At 68.8% G+C, this 18790-nt stretch carries 16 protein-coding genes; 6 read left to right on the forward strand and 10 right to left on the reverse strand.

Annotated features, from left to right (window positions below):
- Positions 1-189 precede the first annotated feature (189 nt).
- The 4 genes from ABZ671_RS17160 to ABZ671_RS17175 all read left to right on the forward strand — a co-directional run bounded on the left by ABZ671_RS17160 (position 190) and on the right by ABZ671_RS17175 (position 4144).
- The gene (locus ABZ671_RS17160) at positions 190-750 is read left to right on the forward strand and encodes a DUF6283 family protein (protein ID WP_357858296.1); all 561 of its coding nucleotides are present in this window, start codon (positions 190-192) and stop codon (positions 748-750) included.
- Between the two features lie 65 nt (positions 751-815).
- Complete coding sequence (locus ABZ671_RS17165) at positions 816-1550, forward strand: hypothetical protein (protein WP_357858299.1); 735 nt, start codon at positions 816-818, stop codon at positions 1548-1550.
- Positions 1547-2905, forward strand: a complete 1359-nt coding sequence (locus ABZ671_RS17170; RefSeq protein ID WP_357858304.1) for a tyrosine-type recombinase/integrase — start codon at positions 1547-1549, stop codon at positions 2903-2905. Before ABZ671_RS17165 ends, ABZ671_RS17170 begins: the two co-directional genes overlap by 4 nt.
- 840 nt (positions 2906-3745) lie before the next feature.
- The gene (locus tag ABZ671_RS17175) at positions 3746-4144 is read left to right on the forward strand and encodes a hypothetical protein (protein WP_357858307.1); all 399 of its coding nucleotides are present in this window, start codon (positions 3746-3748) and stop codon (positions 4142-4144) included.
- 40 nt (positions 4145-4184) lie between these two features.
- On the opposite strand, the gene ABZ671_RS17180 is transcribed toward ABZ671_RS17175, so the two are convergent.
- The 4 genes from ABZ671_RS17180 to ABZ671_RS17195 form a co-directional block, all read right to left on the reverse strand.
- On the reverse strand, positions 4185-5741 hold the full coding sequence (locus ABZ671_RS17180) for a hypothetical protein (RefSeq protein WP_357858310.1): 1557 nt from the start codon (positions 5739-5741) through the stop codon (positions 4185-4187).
- Positions 5738-6178, reverse strand: coding sequence for a hypothetical protein (locus tag ABZ671_RS17185; protein ID WP_357858313.1), 441 nt, complete (start codon positions 6176-6178; stop codon positions 5738-5740). The genes ABZ671_RS17180 and ABZ671_RS17185 overlap by 4 nt, the downstream gene beginning before the upstream one ends.
- A 477-nt stretch (positions 6179-6655) precedes the next feature.
- On the reverse strand, positions 6656-11170 hold the full coding sequence (mobF, locus tag ABZ671_RS17190) for a MobF family relaxase (protein WP_357858316.1): 4515 nt from the start codon (positions 11168-11170) through the stop codon (positions 6656-6658).
- Positions 11171-11184: 14 nt separating this feature from the next.
- Entirely contained in the window at positions 11185-11583 is a 399-nt protein-coding gene (locus ABZ671_RS17195; RefSeq protein ID WP_357858318.1) for a hypothetical protein, read from the reverse strand.
- A 319-nt stretch (positions 11584-11902) separates the two neighbouring features.
- Between ABZ671_RS17195 and ABZ671_RS17200 the strand changes: the two genes are divergently transcribed.
- Together ABZ671_RS17200 and ABZ671_RS17205 are read left to right on the forward strand one after the other, a co-directional pair.
- Positions 11903-12247, forward strand: a complete 345-nt coding sequence (locus ABZ671_RS17200; RefSeq protein WP_357858321.1) for a hypothetical protein — start codon at positions 11903-11905, stop codon at positions 12245-12247.
- Positions 12248-12254: 7 nt separating this feature from the next.
- Positions 12255-12839 carry a hypothetical protein gene (locus tag ABZ671_RS17205; protein ID WP_357858323.1) on the forward strand — a complete coding sequence of 195 codons (585 nt, stop codon included), beginning with the start codon at positions 12255-12257 and terminating at the stop codon, positions 12837-12839.
- Between the two features lie 174 nt (positions 12840-13013).
- On the opposite strand, the gene ABZ671_RS17210 is transcribed toward ABZ671_RS17205, so the two are convergent.
- The 6 genes from ABZ671_RS17210 to ABZ671_RS17235 all read right to left on the reverse strand — a co-directional run bounded on the left by ABZ671_RS17210 (position 13014) and on the right by ABZ671_RS17235 (position 18520).
- Positions 13014-13268, reverse strand: coding sequence for a hypothetical protein (locus tag ABZ671_RS17210; protein WP_357858326.1), 255 nt, complete (start codon positions 13266-13268; stop codon positions 13014-13016).
- 64 nt (positions 13269-13332) lie between these two features.
- The gene (locus tag ABZ671_RS17215) at positions 13333-14256 is read right to left on the reverse strand and encodes an AAA family ATPase (protein ID WP_357858329.1); all 924 of its coding nucleotides are present in this window, start codon (positions 14254-14256) and stop codon (positions 13333-13335) included.
- Positions 14257-14346: 90 nt separating this feature from the next.
- Positions 14347-16065: a ParB/RepB/Spo0J family partition protein gene (locus ABZ671_RS17220; RefSeq protein WP_357858332.1), complete on the reverse strand. Its 1719-nt coding sequence runs from the start codon at positions 16063-16065 to the stop codon at positions 14347-14349.
- A gap of 418 nt (positions 16066-16483) precedes the next feature.
- Positions 16484-16642 (reverse strand): hypothetical protein, encoded by a 159-nt coding sequence (locus ABZ671_RS17225; RefSeq protein WP_357858335.1) that lies wholly within the window; start codon positions 16640-16642, stop codon positions 16484-16486.
- A 199-nt stretch (positions 16643-16841) separates the two neighbouring features.
- Positions 16842-17045, reverse strand: coding sequence for a hypothetical protein (locus ABZ671_RS17230; RefSeq protein ID WP_357858338.1), 204 nt, complete (start codon positions 17043-17045; stop codon positions 16842-16844).
- Entirely contained in the window at positions 17042-18520 is a 1479-nt protein-coding gene (locus ABZ671_RS17235) for a hypothetical protein (RefSeq protein WP_357858341.1), read from the reverse strand. Before ABZ671_RS17235 ends, ABZ671_RS17230 begins: the two co-directional genes overlap by 4 nt.
- Positions 18521-18790: the final 270 nt, after the last annotated feature.

Below are 18790 nucleotides of genomic sequence, written 5' to 3' on the forward strand. Positions count from 1 at the left end.
CACCGGGGCAGGAGCGGGGGCCGGGGGATAACGACCGGTGCGGGGTAAGCCGACAGGTTGACCCCTGAACGGGAGACCGCCCACACTGGCCGATCGCGTGGGCAATGTGGTGTGGAGTGCAACCGCAGCCGGCGCGGGGCGGAGAATCAGAGCTCCCTCAGACTGTCCGGCGTGGGCTAGGCTCTCGGCATGCCCCCACAGGCGCTCTCGGCCCCCGCCCCGGCCGCGACCCCGGCGTCAGCACCGGCCCCCGCCGTGGCGCCGGCCCCGCACGGCGATGCCCCGGCGGCCGGGCCGCGCAGCGCTCGGCCGACGGTGGCCCGGGTCCGGGCCGGCGAACTCGTCTCGGTCCAGGTGTGCGACCGGCCCTGCCGGCCCTGCCCGTGGCGGAAAGACAACGCCGGCCGCTACCGGTACGCCAACCTCCGCGAGTACCTGGCCGGCACGGTGCCGGGGGAGCCCGGCTTCGGCGAGGTGGTCGACGGCGACCCGCTGTCGGCGCTCGGGACCATGTTCGCCTGCCACCGCATCCCCAACACGAACGCGCACCTGTGCGCCGGATGGCTCGCGGTGTACGGCGCGGATCACCCGCTGGTCCGGCTCGGCGTCATCTGGGGCCTGATCGACCCGGCCGCCCTGACGCCGGGGGATGACTGGCCGGAGGTGTGGGGCAGCGCGGCCGAGATGCTGGCCGCTGTCGGCCCGGACGCCCCGGTGCCGCCCGGCACGACTCTGGAGGTATATCCATGAGGCTCGAAGGCGCAGCCGGTGGCGCTGCGCGACCGTCCACGATGGACTACCGGAGGCGGCTTACGTTGCCCACACCGCTTGCTGATGCCGCCGGCATCACCGCCGGTCCGGTGGTCGTGCTGCGCGGTGAGCAACCGGGCGAACTTCTGGTGAGCACCCGTGATGCCGCCCTGGCCCGGGTCCGCGCCGCCCTGGGCACGACCGGCGGTCCGCCGGGCGTCGTCCCTCGGCCGCTGCTGCCAGCGCTGGTCGCGCTCGGCCGGACCGCGCCCGGCCCGGCGGCTGGCGGCCGGGTTGACCTGCCCGACGACGGGCCGATCGTCTGCGACACCGCGCCGCTGCTCGCGCTGCTCGACGGCACGCCGGCGGGGGAGGCCCTGGTGCCGCTGCTGCCGCGCGTTCTCATCACCGACTGGGTGAGGCACGAGCTGTTCAGGACGCTGCTCGCCGCCGGACTCACGACGACCGCAGCCGACGCGCCGCCGGAGGTAAGAGCCGGCAGACCCGACCGCCACGATCACATGATGGACACCCTGGCCGCGCTCGGGCTGCGGATCGCGTACCTGACCGACGAGTGGGCCCCGGTCAACACGCTGGAGTTCGCGCTCCGCGCGGTTGACGGGCTGACCGACGCCGAGCGGGCGACCTTGGCCCTGGCCACGCACCACGGCGTACCGGCGCTACTCGGCCGGCCCATCGGCGAGCTGCCCGCTGCGGCGGCCGGCGTCACGGTGGTCGACTACCGCGACCTGGCGCCGGCGCCAGCCGCTGACGACCCGCTCTTGGCCACGCCAGCGTGACCGGTTCCACCACCACGGCTTCAACGGACCCGGCTGGTCTGGTGCCGGTCGCCCCGGCAGTTTCCGGGGGCTCGGCCGCCGAGACGCCCGCTGTGCCCGAGCCGGGGCCTGCCACCGTCCCGGCGGGGGAGGTGCTGCACGGCGAGCTGGTCGCTGCTGCGACCACCGGCGCACCGGCGGCCGGCCCGGCTCCCGCGCGCCTGGACGTCGAGCGGTGGTTGGCCAGCCGCCAGCCCCTGCCCGGTGCCGACCTGGCCCGGCTCCGCGGCCTGGCTGATGACGTGGCCATGTACGCGCAGGCGTCTCGCGCGCCGGAGACGCGCAAGAAGTACGACAGCGGATGGGCCGCGTTCTCCGACTGGGGCGGCGAGTTTGGTCTTCCTGTCGGGCCGCCGACCCCTGTGGAGGTGGTCGCGCTCTACCTGGCCCAGATGGGCCAGGACAATCTGGCAATCTCCACGATGGACGGCCGGCTCGCGGCGATCCGCGACCGGCACCTCGAAGCCGGACTGCTGCCTCCGACCGACGATCCGCGGTTGCGGCGGATCCGCGACGGGGTCCGGCGGGTACGCGGTCGGCCCACCGAGGGCGTTGACGCGATCGGCCTACCCCTGCTCGCCGCGATGCTCGCAACTCTGGCCACCGACCCGGGCCCAAACGCACCCCTCCCGGCCCGGCGAGCACACCTCGCCGCGCTACGCGACCGCTGTCTCCTCACGGTCGGTTACCTCGCCGCCCTCCGCCGAGAGGAACTGTCCGGGCTGCCCGTCGACCACCTGGAACTGCGGCCGGAGGGTCTTCGGCTGCTCGTCGCGCAGTCAAAGGCCGACCAGGCCGCCACCGGACGCCGGATCGACCTACCATGGGCGCCGGAACCGGTGGCCTGGCTCTGCCCTGTTCGCGCGACGCTCGACTGGCTGGACGCCGCTGACCGCCGGCCGTACCTGCACCGGCCGGGCCGCGACCGGAACGGGACCGTGCCGCTGCTGTCCGGCATCACCGTCGGTGCCAGAGCCCGCGGCACCGCGCTGACCGATCGGCACGTCGCCCGGGTGGTCAAGGCCACCGCCACAGCGGCCGGGCAGCACCGCGAGGTCGTCGACCAGCTCGCCGGCCACTCCCTCCGGGCGGGATTCGCCACCGCCGCCGAGACAGCCGGGGTAGCGCGGGCGGTCATCGCCCGGACCCTCGGCCACAGCACCGGCACCACCGATGCCTACATCCGCCACGCCTTCGACGGTGCCGCGCAACGCGCGCTCTACGACCTCGCAGCGATGACCATCACCGCACCGACGGCCCTGCATGAGCAAGCCGGGCATGCCGTCGAAGTAACCCCTTCGGTCGCACCGGCTTAGCCATCTGTCCGACAAGCCGCCGGTGATGCCGCCGGCATCACCATTCTGATGTCCCGCGTCCGACGTTGCCGGAGATCAGTTCCGACAACCGGCACCACCCCACCTGGCGGCAACGTCTCTGCCTCGCTGCAGCGCGACTGCTACACCGATGACCCCAAACCTGCTAATCTCACACCAGCCGCGCAGCAGCACATCCCGATCCAAGGTTGGGCCTCCGTTGCGGCGATGCCAGTCACGCGACACTTTGCGCAAATAGCACCACATCCCAACCCGAAGAGGTCGGGCTCCGTTGTAGCGATGCAGGTCGCGCGACTTTAGTACGGATGACGAGTAACACTTCCCCCGGCTCACTCTCAGGGCCGGGGGCTCCGTCTTTCCGCAGGCTAGAAGGGGTTGACCAACCCGCCGCGGCCTGCCTCTGGGGAAGGCGCAGGAGTGGGCCTCGGGCGTGGGGGCGCGAAAACCGCGCTGGCACCGAGAAGATCGGACATCGGTTTCAGCCTTCACAAGCGCGACAGGTTAAAGGAAGCCAAGCCCTACGTCGTGCCCTCGGTCGGCGGGCTCCTGCCCTCATCCTGGCAAACACTCAGCCCGATGGGCGCCGTAGCCGTGCCGGCTGCCCACGACCGGCGTGAGCTGTATCATTGACCGCATGATGAACTCCGACCCTGCTTCGGCACACGGCGACACGGCGGCACAGCTCGCCTCCGTCGGCATTCCTGTGACGAAGGCGGGTAAGGAGCGTGCCCGGCGCAGGCTGTCTGAGGCAGCTGCTCGCCGCACACCCGAGCTTCGGGCTGCTTGGCGTAGGCAGCTCGGCCTCGACCCCCAGCGCGCTGCGTGAGCAGCGACTCCCGCCCGGTCCGACTCGTCCTAGACACCTCGGCCATCGTCGCCTTCACGAGTGCGTCCATCCCCGTAGGCGAGCTGATCGCCGAGGTAGATGACGAGGAGGGTCTGACCGGGCTGCCCGTATTGTGCTTGGCGGAGGCGACCCGTCTGGCGAAGGATGACGCCCGCTTGGCGCTGCTGGTGCACCATTCGGCAACCGTGCTCCTCGATCTCCCAGCCGAGGAATGGCGTTCCCTGGCCACGTCGATGTTCGAGGTTATCGGCCGAGCCGACGCAGCGTCTGCGGTGCTGGCCGCCATCTGGCATGACTGCCACGTGTTGACGGCGGTTCCGGCCCTGTATGCGGGGCTTGACGAGGGTGGTCCAATCCTGCCGATTGAGGAGTAGGCCTCTGCGACGTGATGCCGGCGGCATCGACGTTCAGCACCTAATTCTCTAGGCCTCGCGATCCTTCCCTCCTCTGGTTCACGATCCCTTCGGTCCGGAGATCATGTTGCTGATCCCTGGCAACGCCAGAGTCCCGTTCTTTGTGAGTGCGTTGTGGTGATTCGATCTGCTCTCCGCTCTGCTGGTGCGGTAGAACGGTCCGACCGGTGATCTCAGGAACCACGGCTTTGGTGCCGGCGATGCGGCGTAGTGTGGCCCGTAGCTCGGCCCGCCCGTCTTGGTTGCGAGGATCTGCCTCATGAATGCCTGGCAGCGGCGTCACACCGGATTCTCGGACGAACATCATCGAGAAACCCCTCAACTGACCGGTTGCCCCAACAAGGTCGAAGCCTTTTCCCTGATTGGTTCTTGCCCGCGCCCAGCCGCTTCTCCGTATGCCTTGGCTGCCTTGCGGAGAAATCTGCTCATAGAGCTCTCCGCGGTGCAGTGCCATACGCGCCCCGCGATTTACCAGGGCTGCGAGGTCGGGCAATCGGGCCGCCAGGTCCCTTCCCATTCCTTTCCACGCCGCCGGGTCGACATGCTGACGCAAATCCGCCCAGCGCTGCCAACCTGCTTCGTTCCTGACGTGCCGCCGCAGCCACTCCTCGGCTTTGGCCAGGGCCGCAGGCCCAACTCCGGGCTCGGGTCTGCCAAGGCTGTGCAGGTGGTCGGCGGCCCGAGCGGCCCGACGCCACATCGAGGCGAATGACGTCGTCGTGGTTGATCGGACTACGTGCGCGAGGCCTGCGGCGTTCGAGCCTAGCCCGACGAGATAGTCAGCTTCGTAAGTGAGGGCCATCCCCGCCCTGGTCAGAGTTCTGAAGTCGGCGGCCGTCAGGGTCGTGCGGTTCTGCACCAGCCAGGTTCGAGCAGCATCGACGGCCGCCGTGAAGTCATCAGGACTTCGGATATGAGCCCAGGGGGTCACATCGTCCAACAGTGGCGGTGGCTCAAGTGCCTGCAAACGCGAGGTTCCCCGTGCTTGCTGAATTGCTGCTGCGGCCGCGATTTGCAGTGATGCGTGTGTCCTTTCGGCCTTTTCTATTGCCGCTGTTACGAAGGGTGGGCTACTTCTTGCAGCAGCACCACCGAGCCACTGAGCAAGCGGCCCGTCGATCTCACTCGCCGCTCGGGCGAGTTGCGCCAGTCTGGCAATGTTGCGGAAGCGGTCGACTCCGGCCTTGATTGCAAAGCCTTCCGAGGAAACCGGGGCACCTGTTGTTGGATGGAATTGGGCATTGAGGATGTCACTGGCAGCCCCAGCCGCGTCAGCGGCCCCTCGCAAGGCCACGGCAATGGGGTGGGCGGACGGCTCTTGCAAGGGTGTGGGGGCGGCATCCTCTCCGGTGGCGTTCTTGAGTTGTTGGAGGAGATCCGATTCATAGTCGATCCCGCCGAATCGGCCTATCTGCCGTTCGATGGCACGATAGAACTGGACACGAGCGGCGACCACTGCGAGATAGTCGGCGCTGGTTGCTGCTGGCGGCTGCCGTAGCATCACCCATGTCCGCGAGAGGGCCGCAGCTGCTTGATCCAAGTGCAGCCCGTAGCTCATGACAGTTCCCGTAGCGCTTGGTCGAGCTGAGTTATGACGGAGAACCAAGTCAGCCGCCGCCATGGGGACAGGGATTCGAGATTGACGGCGCGAGTGAACAACGCCACGAGCTGAGAAATCAAGGACGAAAGCAACGCACGAACATCGCCAGGCGCAAACGGAGCAATTTCCGGAACGCGAATTATCGCATGCCCCTCGGGCAACTCACTGGTCAGCCGATCGTACGACTGACGAATCGCGAGAGCGGCAAACGTCCACCGGTCGCCATTAACCTCATCCCGATCCGCAGCCTGCATGCAGATTTCGTAGGCTAGGAGTAGCGCCGAGTGAACCCTTTTATCGTCAGGATCGGCTGCCAGCGCAACGGATTTGGCGCTTTCCGTAATTGCATCAATGGCCACTTCTACATTATCCCCGAGCGGGAAAGAGCCGGTCAAGCAAAGAAATCTGGCTGTGGACAAACTCCTGTCACGTCCACCTTTCCGTCTGGAGGCCACTTCATAACCAACCCATCCTGCTCGAACAGGAGTTCGATAGGCTGCCAGGGTGTCTGTGTGGCTGCGGCGGTGGGAGGTTGAAGTCCGGTGGCGAGCCGGGCTCTCTGCTGGGCGGCTGGCTGCCCGACGGGTGGACACCGTGGCGGATCTCCGGCGCCTGGTGAACTGGGCGCGACGGCACCCTGATGTCACTGCCGTACGGCACCGGACTGTCTACGAGCTGGCAGGCGATACCCCGCCCACCTGCCGGCGAGGTCATCCCTACGATGGGGGATCAGCGACGCGCGCAAGCCTCGGTTGGGCTCCCTGCTCGTGCGGGGGCCACATCGTGCTGACCTGCCGCTGGGAGGGTTGCCTCGACGTGCGTCATGATCCGCCTCAGCGGGAATGTCCCGGCTAACGGTGCGCGCGTTGCGGTCATATCCCAGCGCCGCGCTGCGGGCCGGGAGGTTCGCGGCGTTGAGTGGCGGCGAGCCGCTGCTGCTCCGCGCGGCGCCGCTCGCGCTCGCTGTCTTCGCGTACCTGGTTGGCGTGCTGTACCTCCGCCTCCCGGCGCGCTCGTAGCTCCTCGTTCTTGGTGCCCGGCTGGCGGACGGCGCCGGCGGCGACGGGCTCTCTCTCGGTGGCTTGCCGGAGCTTGCGGCGCAGCTCTTTGCGTGCTTGGTCGGCGGCTGCTGCACGGTTGGCTCGTGCTCGCGCCGCGCGGGCGGGGTCGATCGCCGCTTTCGTCTCCTCGTACGCCTGGTGGCGCGGGCTGGCGTCCGGGCGCGGCTGCTTGCCGAGGATGCGGGTGTCTTCCTCGGGCACCTGGTGCACCTGTCGGTATGCGGCGGCGAGGCCAGCGGCGCGGTCCCACGCCAGCGCGGCCGTGGTGTCGTTGTCGGGACGCTGGCCGAGGGTTTTAGCCCACGCTGGTTGCTGGGCGGCAACCTCGCGGGCCATGTCCACAAGACGTTCCGCGAGGTGGGCGCGACGCTCCTCAAGATGGGTCGCCCACTTCGAGGTGTCGTGGCTGATGAGGTGACGCGTGTCGGCGAGCCAGCCGGGCACGGCGGGAGCTGCGGTGGGCCGGCGGCCCTCGCGGTAGTGCTGTTCGTCGGTACGGACGGCGGTGGGCAGGCGGCGGCGCCAGCCGGCTTCGCTGTCGATGCGAGCGACGATGGTACGAGCCTGCTCGACCCGGGCGACTGCCTTCTCGGCGCTTTCGTGGATGGTGGCGCGAGCGTTGCTCAGGGCATCGGCGGTGGCGGGTACGCCGCGGTTCTCGCGTTGCGCGATCTCGCGAGCGCGGTCGTCGGGCCGCATGTTGGCGCGTAGGCGCTGTTCTCTGATCAGTTGCTCGGCGCGGGCTCGACCGGCGCGTGCCTGGGCCTCGGTCTCTCCTCGGTAGCGAGTTGCGGCCTGGGCTTGTTCCGGGGTGCGGGCCTCGCTGACAAGTCGGCGCGCAGCCGCAAGCCGGCGAGCAGTTTGGTCGAGTTCGGCCTGGCTGTCTCGGTGAGCGTCGGCGAGCTGGATGTCGGAGAGCACGCCGTGTGGTCGGTCCGGCCAGGCGGGATGCTGCCGTCCTCCGACCCGTACCGGAGCGGGTAGCTCAGCGGCGTCGTGTCGGAACCACGCGAGTGAAGTCTCGGCGTCATGGAGTCGGCTAGCGGCCCGGTCCCGTAGCCGGCTAAGGGCAGCGTCGTTGACGCCGGCGAGGGGGCGCGGTGGGGCCTGGGCGAGCTGGTCTGCGGTGTGTTGCTGGGTGGCGCGGATTCGGTGGGCGAGCAGGGCACCGGGGTCTTGGGCTCCGGCGAGGTCGGTGATGCCGGCGGCATCGAGGATGTCGGGTGCGGACCACCCTGCCCGCTCGGCGCGAGCGAGGGCCGCGGAGACGCGTGGCCATGTGGGGGACCGGATGAGGTCTTTGGCTTCGTCGCCGAGGGCGGCACGGACGGCGGCGCGGTGCCGGTCGGCGGCGGCTAGGTCCGCGACGTAGAGGTACTGGTTGGCGAGGTCGGGCAGGTATTCGGCGGCGGCGAACGACTCGCGCATCTCCTCGGTGGCAGAGACTGCCGCGCCGACGTTGCGTCGGATGCTGTCCAGCGCCTCGTGGACCCGTTCGCTCGCTGCGGTGATGACGTATGCGGCGTTGGTGAGCCGGCCGCGCGTGAGCGCCACGTACGCCTGCACTCGGCTGGCCGCACCGGTGAGGAGGACGCGTACCCGGTCGACGGTCATGCCCTGGGTGCGGTGGATCGTCGTTGCGTAGGCCAGTTCGACGTCTTCGCGGACGTATTGAGCGGGGAGGCGGATCCGTCCGCCGTGCTGGTCGTTGCGGACGCTGAGGCTGCCGTCGTCGTGCCGTTCCTCGACGTGCCACACGTCACCGTTGAGCACCATGTCCCGCCCGCTGAACAGCCGGAGTCGAGACTCGTTACGGCGGCTGACCACGAGGTCTCCGCGACCGGCCTGGGTGCCGTCGTGCAGCGTGACGCCGATCGGCTCGACCTGGCCGGCGGCGATCCTGTCCGCACGCGCCCTATCGTTGAGCACGCGGGTGTCGTCATTGGTCGGGGCCACCATCAGGGAGGTTTCGCCAGCAGCGATGTCGCTGCGCCACGCCTCGTAGACCCGATCGATCATGGAGTCCCGGTCGCCGTGCTGGATCCGGTCCCGGCTCCAGTACCAGCGCCAGGCGTCGTCGGTACCGTCGCGGAGCGCGAGTGACGCAGCACCTTCGGCTGGGTCGTTGAACCGGTGGATCCGGTCCAGTTCCACGGCGCCGGCCTCGCGTTGTACGAGCCGCAGCATGCCGCCGGACGCGGGCGCGCCGAGCTGTTGGGGATCGCCGAGGAGCCGTACCACCGCGCCGGCCCGGTGGGCGTCGGCGATGATCGCGTCCAGGGCGAGTGTGCCGGCCATGCCGGCTTCGTCGACGACGATCACATCACCAGCGCGGAGTTGCCACGCCCGGCCTCGGCTGCCTTTGTCTCGGTGGTGCAGCCATCGGTGGAGAGTGTGCGCCGGCACCGACAGTTCGTCGGAGAGCACGGTGGCGGCGCGGGCCGATGGGGCGAGGCCGATGAGCCGGCCGCCAGCGGCCTCGACGGCGCGGGCGACGACGCGAGTGGCGGTGGTCTTGCCGGCACCCGCTGGGCCGATCCCGGCGACCACGAGTCGGCCATCGGTCGCGAACGCGCGGGCCACGTCAACCTGCCCGGCGTCGAGCTGCCGGGCACCCGGTGCGGCTTGCATCGTGGTGAGGGTGGTGTCGAACACCTCGCCGGAGACGGGTGCGATGACGGTGGTCTTGGCGGCGGTCACCACCCGATGCTCTGCCGAGAGGATGCGCTCGGAGGAGTACCGGACCGTCTGCGCGTGCTGGAACACAGACTCGCCGTCGGCGCGTGTCAGCTCGGGCATGGTTGGCGCGGTGCTGGGTGCTGTGATCCGGACGGATTCGCCGCGTAGGGCGAGGTCCGTGACCGTCCTGGCGAGGTCGATGCGCGCGCCGAGTCCGGCCGCCGAGAGCTGGCGGCGAACCTCGGCCTCGACGTGGTGGCGGGTCCAGGTCGCGCGTTGTTCCTCAATGGTGGACACGGCTGCGCGGGCCAGGCGAGCGAGCTGGTCGGGATCATCGGCGCTGATGCCGGCGGCATCACCGCGTCGGGTGGCCTCCTTGGCGGCCTTCCGGACGTCGGTGAGGAGCTGGTCCACGCGCCGCTTGCCGACTGCCTCGACGGCTCGGGTACGCCACTCGTCGCGCAGGGCAGCAAGGCTGCGCACGTGCCGCTTCGGGGGCCGTGTTTCGAGCGTTGCTTGCTGGGCGAGCTGATGCCGGATGTGCGCTGGGGGCTCGTGTCCGTGGTCGCGGATGTACTTGTCGATCAGATCTGCGGTGCGGATGCTGATGGTGGCGCTGCGGCTGGAGAACAGTGCTCGAAGGGTGTCGGGGACTCCGGCGATGTCGTAGACCGGGCGGCGTCCGCGGCCGGCGTCGACGGCTACCACTGTGCCGCCGAGGCGCTCGGCGACCGTGTGCACGACCGCCGCGTTGTACTGCTCCGACATGGATACGGCGGCGGCGTAGAGCGCGCGGCCGTCGATCGTGCGCCACCTGCCGTCGGCGGTCTTGACGCGGTTGGCGATGGCGACGTGTGTGTGCAGATTGGGGTCGCCGGCCCGGCTGTCGTAGTGACGGAAGGTGGCGGCTATGACGCCGCTGGTGGTGTCGAGTTGGGCGACTCCGGCTCGGCCTGCCCTGGTCTTGATGACGGCGTTTTCGGCGTCGGCGAGTACCTTCCGCCACGCGGATTCATGCGACTCCTCGACGACGCGCCGGGTCGCTTCGTCGCCGAGTGCCCACAGAGTCTCCACGCCTTTGGGAGGTGTGAAGACGAGGTCGAATCCGGTGACTGCCTGGGGGGAAGGCTTGGCGACCTGGGCGATGTACTTGCTCAACTCGGCGCCGTCGCGGGGGCGGCGGCCGTGTTGCTCTACGAACATCTTGGCGCCCATGGCGCGGGACAGCCGCGCCCGTTCCTGGGCGGTGGGGACGCGTCCGGTCATCCGCTCGTGCGCCTCGTACCGCTCCTTGACTCGCTCCTGGTAGGTGTCGACTGGTTCGTACCGCATCGGTCGGCGGCCGAGTCGTGCGCGCTGCTCGGCCTCCTTGGCGCTGAGCCCTTCGTCGAGGAGCTGCTCGATCAGGGCGTCGGCGTTGGGGTGCAGACCCTCGCCGTAGAGGGCACGCATCTGCGCCTCGGTGACGGTGCCGGAGATGTCGAGTTCGGCGAGCGCGCGGCCGGCCCAGACGCCGGGAGGGTTGCCGTCCGCGTGGTAGTAGTCGGTAATCTCCTGTCCCCGGACACGGCGGACGTCGGCGGTCGCTACCTCACGGGTGAGGTAGGTGTAGCCGTCTCCGCCGTGCAGCGGGTGCAGGGTCATCATGGTGTGCCGCCGTGCTACACAGCCTGTTGGTGGCCGTTGGCGCCGAGCACACGGGCCACTTCGGCTCTGGTCTGTTGGCGCTGGCTCGCGAGTTCATCGAGGGCGGCCAGCTCGTCGTGGGGGAGAAGACCTCCGATGGCGTAGTGCTCCAGCAGCCTGGCTTCTGCCGACGTTTCGAGCCGTCGAACGAGTGCTTCCAGGACTTCCTGGCCCTCATGCCGCGCGGACCAGTAGTGCTGGTGGCCGGCAAGGATGCGCAACTTTGCCGCCGGTTGCTGCGGGTTCCTGTCGAGGACGACGCAGTCGCGCCGCTGCCAATGCTCGCCGAGGGGTACCAGTTCTGCAGGGGTCGCCACGGCACCGCCGGCTGGTGCAGCGGTGGCGGAGAGTGGGACTCGTTCGTACGACAGCATGCTTCTACCTTACAAGATCACTAATAGTGCAAGAGGTGTGTGGCTGATCGACTGGTCAGAAAGTGCTGTGCCGCTTGCGGCTCCGCTTCGTCGGTCAGCACGCGCCTTCGGCGCGTCGATCATCCACAGGTGACCAGCTTGCTGGTCACCTGTGGATGATCGATGGCGGCTCTTGCGCGGCGCGGGTAGGGTGGTTGATCATCGGCCGGCGCCGATTTCACTGGCCTCGGCCCGGCAACCGCTAGTTTCGGGGGGTTCGATGGCGGTACGACGGTCTTCGACGGTGGCGGCTCAGGCGAGGGCCGCGGCGAGGTCGCGTGTGTCGGCGGCGATGGAGGCGCGGCGGGATCGCGAGCGGCGCATCGGTGAGCTCGCCGACGCGCACGCAGTGGCCCTGGCCATGGTGCAGGAGGTTCGGGATCGCGCCGACAGGCAGATCGCGGAGCACATGGCGGCGGCGGATCGTGCGGTGGGCGAGCTGGTGGAGTTGGGCGAGCGGCCGGATGCGGTGGCGGCGTTGCTCGACCTGTCGCCGGCGGAAGTGCGCGCCGCGCGTCGACGGGCCCGGGCGGCGGGTGAGGCTGAGCCGGCCGCCGGCGCCTCGGGCGAGGACGCGGATGAGGCGGGCGCCCAGGCGATGAGTGGGGCGGACGAGCGGGTGTGATGCCACGGTGAGCGGCTTCGTCCTGGCGGTCGACCCGGTGGCGTGCCGTGATGAGGTTGCCCGGTTCTGGTCCAAGGTGGTTCGCGGGCCGGGCTCGGCGTGCTGGATCTGGGCCGGGGCGGTCGGTGACGACGGGTACGGCAGCTTCTCGATCCGCCGGCCAGTGCTCGATGCTCAGGGGCGGGCGCGGCCGTCGTCGAGGTCGGGTCGGGTGTTGATGCGTGAGCACGTCGTCAGCGCGCCTCGGTACGCCTTGGCGGCGACGCATCAGGTGATGCTGACGGCATCAGTCGTCGCTGCTCACGAGGTGTGCGATGAGCCGATCTGCGTGCGGGCGCATGAGGGCCTGGTCGATGGTGGCCTTGCGCACGTGGTGGTGAGCACTCAGGCGGAGAACCTGTCGCAGATGGGGCGTCTGGGCCGGGGCGGGGGTACGCCGCGGCCGTGGCACGCGCGAGGGCTTGACCGGCGTGCGAGGGCTGCTCGGTCCCGAGCGCTTCGCGATGTGGTCAGGGAACACGGCTGGGACGTAGCCCGGATGGAGGCCGCAGTGGCGGCGTTGCAGCCTGCGGAGCAGTCGCGGCTGTTCTGACTGCGTGGGTTCGCACGTGGCGCCTGCCCCTGTGGTGACGGGGCAGGCGCCACGTGCGGATAGGTGCTTCGGCGTTGCCGCTGGTCGGCCGTGCGGCACGGGAGCGGCAGCGCGGGCGGGCGTGCTCGATGCGCGTCCGTTCGCTCTCGCGTCGCGGTGGCCGTTGCTTGCCGGTCAGCCGGCGCGGCGTGGGGAGATTCCGACCTTGCGGCCCGGGGTGAGGGTGTCGGTGGGTCGTTGGGGGAAGGGTTTACCGTTGTTGTGTTCGCGCTCCAGTCGTTCTGTGTACTCCGCGAGTGCTTGTTCCAGGTAGTCGCGCCAGCGTGGCAGGCCATGGGGTGCGCTGTAGAACGCGTTCATCGCGCGTTCTGCGGTGTCGCTGCCGATCCTGGCGCTGATGGGTCGGTCTTTGGGGGTGTCACCGGACACCGCCGGGGCGTCGCTGTCGCGACGCCCGGCGTGGGGTTCTGGTTCGTTCGGTGTGGCGTTTCGCCTAGCCACGGAGGCTCCTGCGCTCGATGACATCGGTGATCCGGCAGTAGGCGCGGCTGACTGCTGTGCGGGGATCGAAGAGGGTGAGGGGTACGCCGGCGCTCTGTGAGCTGTTCACCGTTGCAGATTGGGGGACTCCGCTGCCGTGCCATTCCTCGTCGGGCTCGGGGTCGGCCGTGTCGATCAGGGCCTTGGGGAATGCCTCTTTGACGAACCGGTAGGCGTCCTGGTCGTTGCGGCGGCGGGGCCTGAAGTTGATGAGGAACACGTGGGCAATTGCGATCTTCTTGTCCAGCCGCGTTTCGATCCGCTTGATGGTCTTCGTCAGCTGTGCGATACCGCGCAGGTCGAACTCACCTGGGTTGATCGGAGTGGCGATCTCGTCGGCGGCGTAAAGGGCGTTGGTGGTCAGCAGGGACAGCGCGGGTGGGGTGTCGAGCAGGATCACGTCGAACTCGTCACGCAGGGTCTCGACGTGTGGTGACAGGAAGGCGTGGTTGCCGATCTCGCTGGCGAGCGCTGCCGCGACCTCGGACAGCTTCTCACCTCCGGCGATGAGAGAGATGTTCTCGTGCGGGGTGGGCACGATGACCTCGGTCGGCTTGGCCTCGTCATCCATGAGCAGGTAGTAGGTGCCTTCGTTGTCCCCCTGGGCGGCGGGAACTCCCAGGCCGGTGGTGGCGTTGCCCTGTTCATCGCAGTCGATGACGAGGACTCGGTAGCCGCGTCGGGCGAGTTCACCGGCGAGGGCGAGGATGGTGGTGGTCTTTCCACTGCCACCCTTCTGGTTCGCCACTGCGATGACGACAGCGCGGATCAGCTTCCGGATGAGGCGGTCTGCGGCGCGGCGCGTTTCCCGGTTTCCGGTGGTTCGCTGGTTCGGTGGGGTGATGCCGGCGGCATCAGTTGCGGCAGTGTTGGACATGACGGGCTCCTGGTGCGGTCTGGGCGGTCGTGAGGGGGGTGAAGGGTGGGCGCGCCGCCGGGTGCTGCGGCACGCCCACCCTGGGGCTGGCTACTTCTCGTCGGCTGCTTCGAGGAGGGCCTGCTGCTCCCACTCGGCCGGTTCGTAGGCGGCTTCGTCCATGAGCCGCTTGATGTGCTGGGCGTCTTCGCTGTCGTATTCCAGGCTGTCCTGCGCCCGGATCTCGGACAGGGCCAGGTCGTAGACGTAGGCGGCGCGGGCGGCGAGCTTGGCGTCGATGTTGGTGTCGTAGCCGAACAGGCTGTAGACGGTGGTGGACTCGTCGACGACCGAGGCGGCCTTGAGCCACTTCACGGCGAGCTGTTGCGCCTCGAAGCTGTGGTCCTCCTCGACCAGCAGGATTCGCCGGGCGAGGCGGGCGGTGAGGGCTTCGCGGCTGGGTGCCTTGGCGGCGATCCGGGCGCAGGCTGCCTGCCGGGCGTTGGCGGCTGCCGCGTGTTCGCGTTCCTCGTTCTCGCGCGCCTCCCGGCGTGCCCGCTGTTCCTCCGTCTCCTGTGGTTGGGTGGCACGGGGCGCGGGGATGGTGGTGCTGGTGCGCTCGACCTTGACGACGGTGCCCGTGGCGGTGGGCGTGGTCTCGCTGTCCGTGTCGGCGGTCGTCTCGGCGTTGGCGGCCTCGGCGTCCGGGTCGGTGGGTTGCGGCTCTTCGTCGCTTCCCTCCGGCTCCTCGGGCTCTGGCGGCGGCGGCAGCTCGGTCAGGTAGTACTCGATGTGATCGGCAGTGACGACGTAGGCGGCGAGGGTGCCTGCCTCGCGGGCGGCGGTGATTTGATCGTCGTCGTGGATCTGGTAGTCGCGCCGGGTTCCGGGCTTGTCGGAGAAGTAGGTGGTGGGGTTGTCGATGACGACGATGCCCTCTGCGGTGAGCTTTTTGCGCTTGTCTTCCTTGTCCTTGGCGGCCTTGTGGGCGTTGTACTCCTTGCGGGCGTGGTCGACGGCGAGGCGGGAGCGGGCGGTTTTCTCGTCGTCGGTCTTGGCGGGCATGGCGACGACAGCGTCGATGACCTTCTTGATGCGGTCGGGGTCCTTCGTGATCTTGGACAGCTCGTTGGCGGCCTCGACCGGAATGATGCCCTTTTCGAGCGCGGTCTGTGCCTCATCGGGGAGGTTGAGCAGACCGATCCGCTTGGAGATGTAGGGCTGCGGGATGCCGGTGCGGCGGCTGATTTCCCGTTGGCTCAGCTTGTCTTCGTCGATGAGGCGCTTGAACTCTCGGGCCTCTTCCAACGGCGTGTAGTTCTCACGGAGAACGTTCTCCGTCAGCCGGTGGATGCGCTTGGTGGTGTTGTCCTTGAGCGTGTCGGACACGACCGCGCGGTAGGCGCTGCGTCCGGCGGCGCGGGCGGCGGCCCACCGGCGGTGGCCGAAGTTGATGACGTACTTGATCTGTTCCTTGGCCTTGTCGCGCTGCTCGTCGGTAACCGAGTCGGCGTCTACGCCGAAGATCAGAGAAGCGGTGGCGGTGTAAAGCTTGGTCACGTCGTTGCCGTAGCCCGCCCAGACGTCGACCGGGACGACCACTCCGGCTGACAACTGACCTTCGGACTTGATTGACGCGACAAGCTTGTCGTCCGGAGTGAGGCGGCTCTCGGGGTTCTCGGGGTCCGGGGCGACCTCGCCGATGGGCAGGTCTTGGATGGTGGCACCGGCGGCCTGGGCGGCCTCGATGGCCGCCTTCTCCATCTGCTCCTCTTCCTGCTGGAGTTGGGCGAGCGGGTTGCTTGCGAGGCCACTACCTCTGCGGGCCATGTCGGGCTCCTTGGGTACACTCTGGGTGGGTGAAATCGTTGTGGGGGTGGCTTGTCCTGGGCGGTCGGCTGCCCCCACAATCGTTGTTCATCTTCCGCCTCACGGCTTCCGACTCACACGTCTATAGTATCTAAACTTTCTTAGACATCAAAGCCGTTTTAGAGAAGTTGTTTGGCTACTTTGCGTTGCGCTCTGGCTCGGCCAGCCGGGAGGGCTAGCCGGCTTCATACCGCCGTCAGGGTAGCGGCTGGGGGGCGCGGTTTTCGGGGTGGTGCGGGCTGTGGCGTTCGGTGGATGCCGGTTGCGGGTGGTCCGGGGGAGTGGTAACCAGCGGCGGCGCACTCGATGCGCGTGACGCCGTTGTGCCTGGCGGTCTGGTTGCCGAGGAGTGTCGGGGTGTCCAGCCCTCCTTAGCGGTTCATTGGGTGACGGGCTCGATGGTGCTGGCGGTGCAGCCGGCCGGGCAGCGGGTGTCGTCGCCTGCGGGGTCGGCGGTGGTCGGGCACAGCGACCAGGGGCACCAATCGTCGATGTCGTTGCGGTGGTTGTTCCAGTGGTGCTGATCGGTGTTCGGCATGTCGTCGCTCCGGTGGTTGTTTCTGTGAAGGGTTGACCAGCGTTAGCGCGGAGGGCGAGGCGGAATAGCCGGGGGTGCGGGGGCGGCGCGTGAGCGCCCCGCTCGGGTTCGGGCGCTCGATGCGCCCGAACCCGTGACCGCCGGGTGGTCCGGGCCTGTCGAGCCCCGGTCGGCGTGTCCGGGGCTCGACAGGCGGCGGTCAGTGGAGTTGGAACAGCTCGCGGCCTTCGGACACCGTCACTTCCGGACCGGTTTCGAGCTGCACCATGCACTGCCCTAGGGGGCCGCGTGGCAGGATGGTCGCCAGTCGTTCCGGTCCGCCGCCCCCGTTGCGGAAGATGACCGTCATGCCCGGAGTGAGGGTGTGGGGGTTCACTCGGGGGCGCTGGTCGTGCTCGCTCATCGGCTCTCCCTCGGGTCCGGGTCGGCGGTGCGGGCGCGGCGTCCGAGGATGTTCACCTTGTCGGTGAGGATGAGCGGGGCATCGGCCGGGCCTTTGATGTGCGGGCGCACGTAGGTGCGGCGTCGCAGTGCGCGGCCGGGGCCGTAGGGCTGCTCGCGGAAGAATCCCGCTACCCACCAGCGGCGGGTGTAGGTGCGGGTCTTGCCGGTGGTGGTCTCCTCGGTGCGGGTCTGCTGCTTGCGGCGCAGGCTGACCAGGCGCACGACGGGGGCGGGGCGCTTGGCGCGTTGGTACGCCTTGCGGGTGGCCTTATCGGCCGGTGTGTCGGTGATTTCGGCGTCGGGCTGGGTGGTAAGGATCCACGTAGCGATGAGGGCGGTAAGGATCTTGCGGCTGTCGTCGGATTCGGTGTCATGGCTCTGGCCGTAGACCAGGCCGGTTCCGGTGTGCACGGGCGCGAACCATCCGATGCGTTCGCGGAGGTGCTGCAACCGCTGTTCGGTTATCTGGCCGGATCCGGTGAGGACGGTTTCGGCTGGCGTGTAGAAGACGGTCCAGACGCCTCCGGGGATCGGCCCCCAGGACACGGCCGTTACGGGCATGGCGGTGCCCGTTTCGTGGTCGTTGAGCCAAACGATCGGGTCCTGCCAGACCAGCACGCCGTCAGGTGCGGGCAGTTCGGCGGGCAGTACGCGGACATCGGGGAGGTCCCGGGCGGCATGGGCGGCGAGAGCGGTGAATTCGCTGTTCACCCAGAACAGCTTGCCGTTCTCGACGTGATTGCCCATCAGGGCGGTGTACTGGTTGATGAGCGCGGGGTTGGCGGTGTGCACGGCGGAGGCGTGCAGCGGCGCTCCGGGAATCATGTGACCGGGGACGCTGTAGCCGGCTCCGTTGGTGAGCACATCGAGGACGAAGGCTCCGCCTGCGTTGCGCCAGAATTTGACCAGTCGATCGCGCACCTTGGGCAGGGCTTGGGGCCGGACCGACCGGACGGCGGGGGCGTCGGGTGATTGGGCGGTGCGGTGCAGCGGCCGACGGGGCGGGGTGAAAGGCGTTGCGGCGAACAGCGTTCGGTGCAGGTGGGCGAGCATCTGAGGGTCGAGGCCGCGCTGCCGGGTGTTCGCGATGGCGCGCATGGTGATCGCCGCGACGTCGCGTACCTCCACCAGGTCGGCGCAGGTGGCACAGGCGGTCCATGTCCCGCCGAGGTCCTTGTGACGGCCGATCAGTTCGTTGTCGTCGTCGCCCATCACGAGCATTTCGAGGGTGTTGAACGTGAATTGGGCGACGCCGGCCGGGTCGGAGCAGAAGTCGCACACCTGGTTGAGTGCGGGAAGCTGTTCCTGAGGAACCGGAATAGGTTCGTGGTCGACGGTGACACCGCCGGGGTGGAAGTAGACAGTTTCGTTGCTGGATTTGTGCAAAGCCGTGAGGGGCATGTGGCAGGTCTGGCAGCCGTAGCGCTGGGTCACTCTCGCTCTCCCGGGGTTGGTCTGGCGTGTTGTGTGGTCGGGGGGTTCGCCGTCCCCCTCTCACACATAAAATTCTAGCACACCTGCTGTCCTTTGTGGGGTGTGACCTGGGTTTTTTTCGTGCGTGGGGCTCGGAGAGGAGATCCATCCCGGCGGCCTGGTCGTGACCGACCACGGTCGGGGTCGGGGGTGCAACCGGGGTTGGGTTGCGGCCCCGGCCCCGACCGTGGTTGCCCTTGTGGCAGGCCGTCGGGATGGATCGGGGAGGGA

The organism is Micromonospora sp. NPDC006766 (genome assembly GCF_040636055.1).
Lineage (GTDB): Bacteria > Actinomycetota > Actinomycetes > Mycobacteriales > Micromonosporaceae > Micromonospora.

What these genes read in the sequence shown, in the direction of transcription:
- ABZ671_RS17180 (WP_357858310.1), bottom strand. Translation starts at nt 5,741, where the DNA reads ATGAGCTACGGGCTGCACTTGGATCAAGCAGCTGCGGCCCTCTCGCGG.
- ABZ671_RS17225 (WP_357858335.1), bottom strand. Translation starts at nt 16,642, where the DNA reads ATGCCGAACACCGATCAGCACCACTGGAACAACCACCGCAACGACATC.
- ABZ671_RS17220 (WP_357858332.1), bottom strand. Translation starts at nt 16,065, where the DNA reads ATGGCCCGCAGAGGTAGTGGCCTCGCAAGCAACCCGCTCGCCCAACTC.
- ABZ671_RS17160 (WP_357858296.1), top strand. Translation starts at nt 190, where the DNA reads ATGCCCCCACAGGCGCTCTCGGCCCCCGCCCCGGCCGCGACCCCGGCG.
- mobF (WP_357858316.1), bottom strand. Translation starts at nt 11,170, where the DNA reads ATGATGACCCTGCACCCGCTGCACGGCGGAGACGGCTACACCTACCTC.
- ABZ671_RS17230 (WP_357858338.1), bottom strand. Translation starts at nt 17,045, where the DNA reads ATGAGCGAGCACGACCAGCGCCCCCGAGTGAACCCCCACACCCTCACT.
- ABZ671_RS17215 (WP_357858329.1), bottom strand. Translation starts at nt 14,256, where the DNA reads ATGTCCAACACTGCCGCAACTGATGCCGCCGGCATCACCCCACCGAAC.
- ABZ671_RS17195 (WP_357858318.1), bottom strand. Translation starts at nt 11,583, where the DNA reads ATGCTGTCGTACGAACGAGTCCCACTCTCCGCCACCGCTGCACCAGCC.